At 59.5% G+C, this 6,421-nt stretch carries 6 protein-coding genes; 4 read left to right on the top strand and 2 right to left on the bottom strand.

Features of this window, described 5'->3' with window-relative positions; all coding sequences use genetic code 11:
• The first annotated feature begins 308 nt into the window (after positions 1-308).
• From FEM54_RS21470 to lepB, 3 genes are all read left to right on the top strand, one after another.
• Positions 309-2,009 (top strand): glutamine--tRNA ligase/YqeY domain fusion protein, encoded by a 1,701-nt coding sequence (locus FEM54_RS21470; RefSeq protein ID WP_026013499.1) that lies wholly within the window; start codon positions 309-311, stop codon positions 2,007-2,009.
• A gap of 18 nt (positions 2,010-2,027) precedes the next feature.
• Positions 2,028-3,416, top strand: a complete 1,389-nt coding sequence (gene cysS / locus FEM54_RS21465; protein WP_017134693.1) for a cysteine--tRNA ligase — start codon at positions 2,028-2,030, stop codon at positions 3,414-3,416.
• Positions 3,417-3,730: 314 nt separating this feature from the next.
• Positions 3,731-4,399, top strand: a complete 669-nt coding sequence (gene lepB / locus FEM54_RS21455) for a signal peptidase I (RefSeq protein WP_099550545.1) — start codon at positions 3,731-3,733, stop codon at positions 4,397-4,399.
• Here lepB and FEM54_RS21450 read toward each other — a convergent pair whose 3' ends face one another.
• Positions 4,400-4,987, bottom strand: a complete 588-nt coding sequence (locus tag FEM54_RS21450) for a TetR/AcrR family transcriptional regulator (RefSeq protein WP_017134691.1) — start codon at positions 4,985-4,987, stop codon at positions 4,400-4,402. It abuts the gene before it with no gap.
• A 24-nt stretch (positions 4,988-5,011) separates the two neighbouring features.
• The gene (locus FEM54_RS21445; protein ID WP_017134690.1) at positions 5,012-5,764 is read right to left on the bottom strand and encodes a 3-oxoacyl-ACP reductase family protein; all 753 of its coding nucleotides are present in this window, start codon (positions 5,762-5,764) and stop codon (positions 5,012-5,014) included.
• 162 nt (positions 5,765-5,926) lie between these two features.
• Between FEM54_RS21445 and FEM54_RS21440 the strand changes: the two genes are divergently transcribed.
• Positions 5,927-6,385 (top strand): HIT family protein, encoded by a 459-nt coding sequence (locus FEM54_RS21440; RefSeq protein ID WP_017134689.1) that lies wholly within the window; start codon positions 5,927-5,929, stop codon positions 6,383-6,385.
• Positions 6,386-6,421 lie beyond the last annotated feature (36 nt).

The following is a 6,421-nucleotide window of genomic DNA, read 5'->3' as shown; positions in this document are numbered from 1 at the left end:
TCGGCGTTCAGCTCGATGACGATGTCACCGTGGTTGGTGGTCAGTTTGACTTGAGTCATGTTCACTACTCTTTTCAGGGAATTCGTGGGTTTGGACGCCAAGGCGCCGCTACCGGTTTGGCTAAATGTGTGCCAAGGCGCGCAGTTTAGCGTGCCCGGCAGGAATTTCGAGGTGGTTTTTTACCGCCGGTGCATTAAATGCAGCAGTTTTCGGTGCTGCTCTGTCAGGTACTTGACAGCATCGGCTATGATATCGCCTTTGTTTTATCTGGCCCCAACCGGCCACGAACCTGTCTGTTCAAGGATCCTATGAGCAAGCCCACTGTCGACCCTACCTCGAATTCCAAGGCCGGACCTGCCGTCCCGGTCAATTTCCTGCGCCCGATCATCCAGGCGGACCTGGATTCGGGCAAGCACACGCAGATCGTCACCCGCTTCCCGCCAGAGCCCAACGGCTACCTGCACATCGGTCACGCCAAGTCGATCTGTGTGAATTTCGGCCTGGCCCAGGAGTTCGGTGGCGTCACGCACCTGCGTTTCGACGACACCAACCCGGCCAAGGAAGACCAGGAATACATCGACGCCATCGAAAGCGACATCAAGTGGCTGGGCTTCGAATGGTCCGGTGAAGTGCGCTATGCGTCCAAGTATTTCGACCAGTTGTTCGACTGGGCCGTCGAGCTGATCAAGGCCGGCAAGGCCTACGTCGACGACCTGACCCCGGAGCAGGCCAAGGAATACCGTGGCACGCTGACCGAGCCGGGCAAGAACAGCCCGTTCCGTGACCGTTCGGTAGAAGAGAACCTCGACTGGTTCAACCGCATGCGCGCCGGTGAGTTCCCGGACGGCGCCCGCGTGCTGCGCGCCAAGATCGACATGGCCTCGCCGAACATGAACCTGCGCGACCCGATCATGTACCGCATCCGCCACGCCCATCACCACCAGACCGGTGACAAGTGGTGCATCTACCCGAACTATGACTTCACCCACGGTCAGTCGGACGCCATCGAAGGCATCACCCACTCCATCTGCACCCTGGAGTTCGAAAGCCATCGCCCGCTGTATGAGTGGTTCCTCGACAGCCTGCCGGTTCCGGCGCACCCGCGTCAGTACGAGTTCAGCCGCCTGAACCTGAACTACACCATCACCAGCAAGCGCAAGCTCAAGCAGTTGGTGGACGAAAAGCACGTGCATGGCTGGGATGACCCGCGCATGTCCACCCTGTCGGGTTTCCGCCGTCGCGGCTACACCCCGGCGTCGATCCGCAGCTTCTGCGACATGGTCGGCACCAACCGCTCCGACGGCGTGGTCGATTACGGCATGCTCGAGTTCAGCATCCGTCAGGACCTGGACGCCAACGCGCCGCGCGCCATGTGCGTATTGCGCCCGTTGAAAGTCGTGATCACCAACTATCCGGAAGACAAGGTCGACCACCTCGAACTGCCGCGTCACCCGCAAAAAGAAGAACTCGGCGTGCGCAAGCTGCCGTTCGCGCGTGAAATCTACATCGATCGTGATGACTTCATGGAAGAGCCGCCGAAAGGCTACAAGCGCCTGGAGCCTAACGGCGAAGTGCGCCTGCGCGGCAGCTACGTGATCCGTGCCGACGAAGCGATCAAGGACGCCGATGGCAACATCGTCGAACTGCGATGCTCCTACGACCCGGAAACCCTGGGCAAGAACCCTGAAGGCCGCAAGGTCAAAGGCGTCGTTCACTGGGTGCCGGCTGCTGCCAGCATCGAGTGCGAAGTGCGCCTGTACGATCGTCTGTTCCGTTCACCGAACCCTGAGAAGGCTGAAGACAGCGCCAGCTTCCTGGACAACATCAACCCTGACTCCCTGCAAGTTCTCACGGGTTGTCGTGCCGAGCCATCGCTTGGCGACGCACAGCCGGAAGACCGTTTCCAGTTCGAGCGCGAAGGTTACTTCTGCGCGGATATCAAGGACTCCAAACCTGGTCATCCGGTCTTCAACCGTACCGTGACCTTGCGTGATTCGTGGGGCCAGTGATTCTCTAAGGAAGCCGTTGTGCTAACGATCTACAACACACTCAGCAAGACCAAAGAAGTCTTTAAGCCGCTGGACGGCAACAAGGTGCGCATGTACGTGTGCGGCATGACCGTGTACGACTACTGCCACATCGGTCACGGCCGCAGCATGGTTGCCTTCGACCTGGTGACCCGCTGGTTGCGTTTCAGCGGCTATGACTTGACCTATGTGCGCAACATCACCGACATCGAAGACAAGATCATCAACCGGGCGCGCGAGAACGGCGAACCGTTCGATGTGCTGACCGAGCGCATGATCACCGCGATGCACGAGGATGAAGCGCGTCTGAACATCCTCAAACCGGACATGGAGCCGCGCGCCACGGATCACATTCCGGGCATGTTGAGCATGATCCAGACCCTGATCGACAAGGGTTACGCCTACGCCCCAGGCAATGGCGACGTGTACTACCGCGTCGCCAAGTTCATGGGTTATGGCAAGTTGTCGCGCAAGAAAATCGAAGACCTGCGCATCGGCGCACGTATCGAAGTCGACGAAGCCAAGCAGGATCCACTGGATTTTGTGCTGTGGAAAGGCACCAAGCCCGGCGAGCCGAGCTGGGAATCGCCGTGGGGCGCCGGGCGTCCGGGCTGGCACATCGAATGCTCGGTGATGTCCACCTGCTGCCTGGGCGAGACCTTCGATATTCATGGCGGCGGCAGCGACCTTGAGTTCCCGCACCACGAAAACGAAATCGCCCAAAGCGAAGCCGCCACCGGCAAGACCTACGCCAACGCCTGGATGCATTGCGGCATGATCCGCATCAATGGCGAGAAGATGTCCAAGTCCTTGAACAACTTCTTCACCATCCGCGATGTGCTGGAAAAGTACCACCCGGAAGTGGTGCGTTATTTGCTGGTGTCGAGCCACTACCGCAGCGCCATCAACTACTCGGAAGACAACCTCAAGGACGCCAAAGGCGCCCTGGAGCGTTTCTACCATGCGTTGAAAGGCCTGCCGGCCGTGGCGCCGGCCGGCGGCGAAGCCTTCGTGGCACGCTTTACCGAGGTCATGAACGACGACTTCGGCACGCCGGAAGCCTGCGCGGTGCTGTTCGAGATGGTGCGTGAGATCAACCGTCTGCGTGAGAGTGATCTTGATGCAGCCGCTGGTCTTGCTGCGCGCTTGAAAGAGCTGGCCAGCGTGTTGGGTGTACTGCAGATGGAAGCCGATGACTTCCTGCAAGCCGGCGCCGAAGGGCGTGTAGATGCCGCTGAAGTAGACGCGTTGATTCAAGCGCGCCTGGCTGCCCGTGCAGGCAAAGACTGGGCGGAGTCCGACCGTATCCGTGACCAACTGACCGCGATGGGTGTGGTGTTGGAAGACGGGAAGGGCGGCACAACGTGGCGGTTGGCTGATCAGGCTTGATCGGTAAACCCTGAATAAAAAACGCCCCGACTGGTTCGGGGCGTTTTTTATTGTGCAAGCGTGGCTCGTTCCCACGCTCTGCGTGGGAACGCCGCCCTGGACGCTCTGCGTCCTGCTTTTGGCAAACACCTCAAGCCCTGTGCAAGGTGACGCGGAGCGTCACGGGATGCATTCCCACGCAGAGCGTGGGGACGATCAATGTGGGCCGTAACGCTAATGTTAATTTAATCCTCCGGTGTAATAAGCGAGTATTGCCAAATGTTACCCTGGGTTTTCCGGCGGCTGTCTGCGCCGCTTTTTTAGTGCGAGGCTGTATGCGAAGTTGGTTGAGCCGCTACCGTTACGTCATCCTTTTCTGGCTGTGCTTCGGCGTGTTCCGCACCTCCCTGGCCGACTGGAACCCCATCCCGTCCGGGTCGATGCGCCCGACGTTGCTGGAGGGCGATGTTGTGCTGGTCAACCGCGTGGCGTATGACCTCAAGTTGCCGCTTACGGATATATCCCTGGCCAAGCTGGATGACCCAAAACGCGGTGATGTGGTGACCTTCTCGTCACCCAAGGACGGCATGCGCTTGATCAAACGCATCGTCGGCATTCCCGGCGATACCCTGGAAATGAAAGATGAAGTGCTGTGGGTCAACGGCACGCCGGCTACCTACAGTGATGGCCAGGACATCAGCGAACCGATCGTGCCAGGCCAGACAGTGCCGGGTATCAAGCTGATCGAGCATGCGAGCAACAGTCAGCGCAGCATTCAGTTCATGCCCACGGTTCGGGCATTGCGAAATTTCGGCCCGGTCACCGTGCCTGCCGACAGTTATTTCATGCTGGGTGACAACCGCGACAACAGCGATGACTCGCGCTACATCGGCTTTGTGCCACGCCGCTTGTTGATCGGGCACGCGCATCATGTGCTGGCATCTGCGCAAATCCTCGATCATTGGATGCCGCGCTTGAACCGCTTCGGCGCGCCGATCCTGTAATTACGCCTTGGCGCCCAGTGCGCGAATTGCAAACCCTGCGATGTTAGCCAACTGCTCGACGCTAGCGCCGCCCTTACCGGCAATCTTCATGCCGCTAAGGGTGGCCATCAGAAAGTCGCAGGCGGCCGGCAAATCGGTGCCCGGCACGAGTTCACCCTGTTCCTGCGCACATCTCAGGGTCTGCTCAAATGCACGGCGCAAACGCTCGGCGCTGTGTGCGGTGAGCTGATTGATTTCTTCATCTTCCTGGCCAAACTCACAGATCGCATTGACGCCCATGCACCCGGCCGTGCCTTCGCGAAGGGCGCGGGTGGCGAAGGAGTTCAGGGTGTCGTGCAGGCCTTGCAGCGGTGTCGGGCCTTGGCCCAGACGCTCGATCAGGTCGTCGACGCCCGTGCGCTGATACTCGGCCATGGCCTGCAGGTACAACTGGCGTTTGTCGCCAAAGGTGTTGTACATGCTCTGGCGGCTCAGCCCCATGGCCTGCATCAGTTCTTCGGTTGAGGCGGCGGCAAAACCCTTGTCGCAAAATACGCGGATGGCGTGTTGCAGCACCTGGTCGCGGTCGAAGGCTCGGGGTCTTGCCATGGGGTACCTCTGGAAAGTGAAGGGTCAGGCCAGGTAGCCACCGTCGATGCTCAGGCTGGCGCCGGTCACAAAGGCAGCTTCTTCAGACGCGAGATAGGCGACCATGCCGGCGATTTCGTCAGCCGTGCCTGTACGGCCCAAGGGCACCAGGCTTTTGATCAGGTCGGCATGCGGCGCGTCTGCCGGGTTCATGTCAGTGCTGGTCGGGCCGGGCTGGACGTTATTGACGGTGATGCCGCGCGGGGCAAAATCAATCGCCAGGCCGCGGATCATACCGGCGATCGCCGCCTTCGTCATGCTATAGACGCTGGAGCCCGGAAAGGCTGAGCGCTGCGCTACGACGCTGCCCACGCTGATGATCCTGTCACCACTGCGCATCACTGCTGACGCGGCTTTCGCGGCGGCGAATGTCGCGCGTACATTCACGGCGAACATGCGGTCGAAGTCTTCCAGGCTGAATTCGTCCACGCTGCCGAGCTGCAAGATCCCGGCATTGTTAACCAGGATATTCAGCGTGCCGAAATGCGCAACGGTAGTGGTCACGGCTCGGGCAATCGCCACCACATCGGCGCTGTCCGCCTGAATGGCCAGGGCTGTGCCGCCTTGGCTTTGAATCTGGCCGACCAGTGCCTGCGCCTTGTCAGCCGACGCGGAATAGGTGAAGGCCACTGCCGCGCCTTCAGCCGCCAGGCGCCGTACGATGGCTTCGCCGATGCCACGGGAGCCGCCGGTTACCAGGGCGACTTTGTCAGTAAAACGTGCGAGATGAGCGGTCATGGGTGTGCCTGTTTTTAGTGGATTAATAAATCCACTAAACCGTATCAGGCCAATTCCAATGCGCCAAGCTATTTATGGATTATTTAATCTTTAACTAGGGCGCGACATTTTTGCCTTACCTTTGGAGGCTCGGCTCGCACACTGAAACTGACGGTGATTTGAATGGATTGTATTTTCTGCAGCATTGTCCGCAAGACGTCCCCGGCCCATATCCTCTGGGAAGACGACCAGCATATGGCGTTCCTGTCGATCTTCCCCAATACGCCTGGTTTCAGCGTGGTGATCCCCAAACAGCATTACGGCAGCTACGCGTTCGCGCAGTCGGATGCGGTGTTGTCCGCGTTGATTGTGGCGACCAAGAAAACCGCACTGCTGATTGATCGGGCGTTTCCCGACGTGGCGCGCACGGGGATGATGCTCGAAGGCTACGGCGTGGACCATCTGCATGCGAAGCTGTTTCCCATGCACGGCACGGGGCAGGACAGCGCGTTCAAGCCCATCAGCTCCAAAGTCGACAAGTTTTTTGCGGCGTATGAGGGCTATATCTCATCCCACGATTTTGTGCGGGCCGATGATGGGGAACTGGCAGCGTTGGCGACGCACATCCGCTCGTTCGCCTGACGCAAAAACCAATGTGGGAGCTGGCTTGCCTGCGAT

The organism is Pseudomonas edaphica, assembly GCF_005863185.1.
Lineage (GTDB): Bacteria > Pseudomonadota > Gammaproteobacteria > Pseudomonadales > Pseudomonadaceae > Aquipseudomonas > Aquipseudomonas edaphica.
The sequence above is the reverse complement of the archived record's forward strand: the minus strand, read 5'-3'. Positions and strand labels throughout refer to the sequence as shown.

Bases quoted from the DNA above. Each gene is read 5' to 3' on its own strand.
- lepB (WP_099550545.1), top strand. From the start codon at position 3,731: ATGCGAAGTTGGTTGAGCCGCTACCGTTACGTCATCCTTTTCTGGCTG.
- FEM54_RS21470 (WP_026013499.1), top strand. From the start codon at position 309: ATGAGCAAGCCCACTGTCGACCCTACCTCGAATTCCAAGGCCGGACCT.
- FEM54_RS21450 (WP_017134691.1), bottom strand. From the start codon at position 4,987: ATGGCAAGACCCCGAGCCTTCGACCGCGACCAGGTGCTGCAACACGCC.
- FEM54_RS21440 (WP_017134689.1), top strand. From the start codon at position 5,927: ATGGATTGTATTTTCTGCAGCATTGTCCGCAAGACGTCCCCGGCCCAT.
- FEM54_RS21445 (WP_017134690.1), bottom strand. From the start codon at position 5,764: ATGACCGCTCATCTCGCACGTTTTACTGACAAAGTCGCCCTGGTAACC.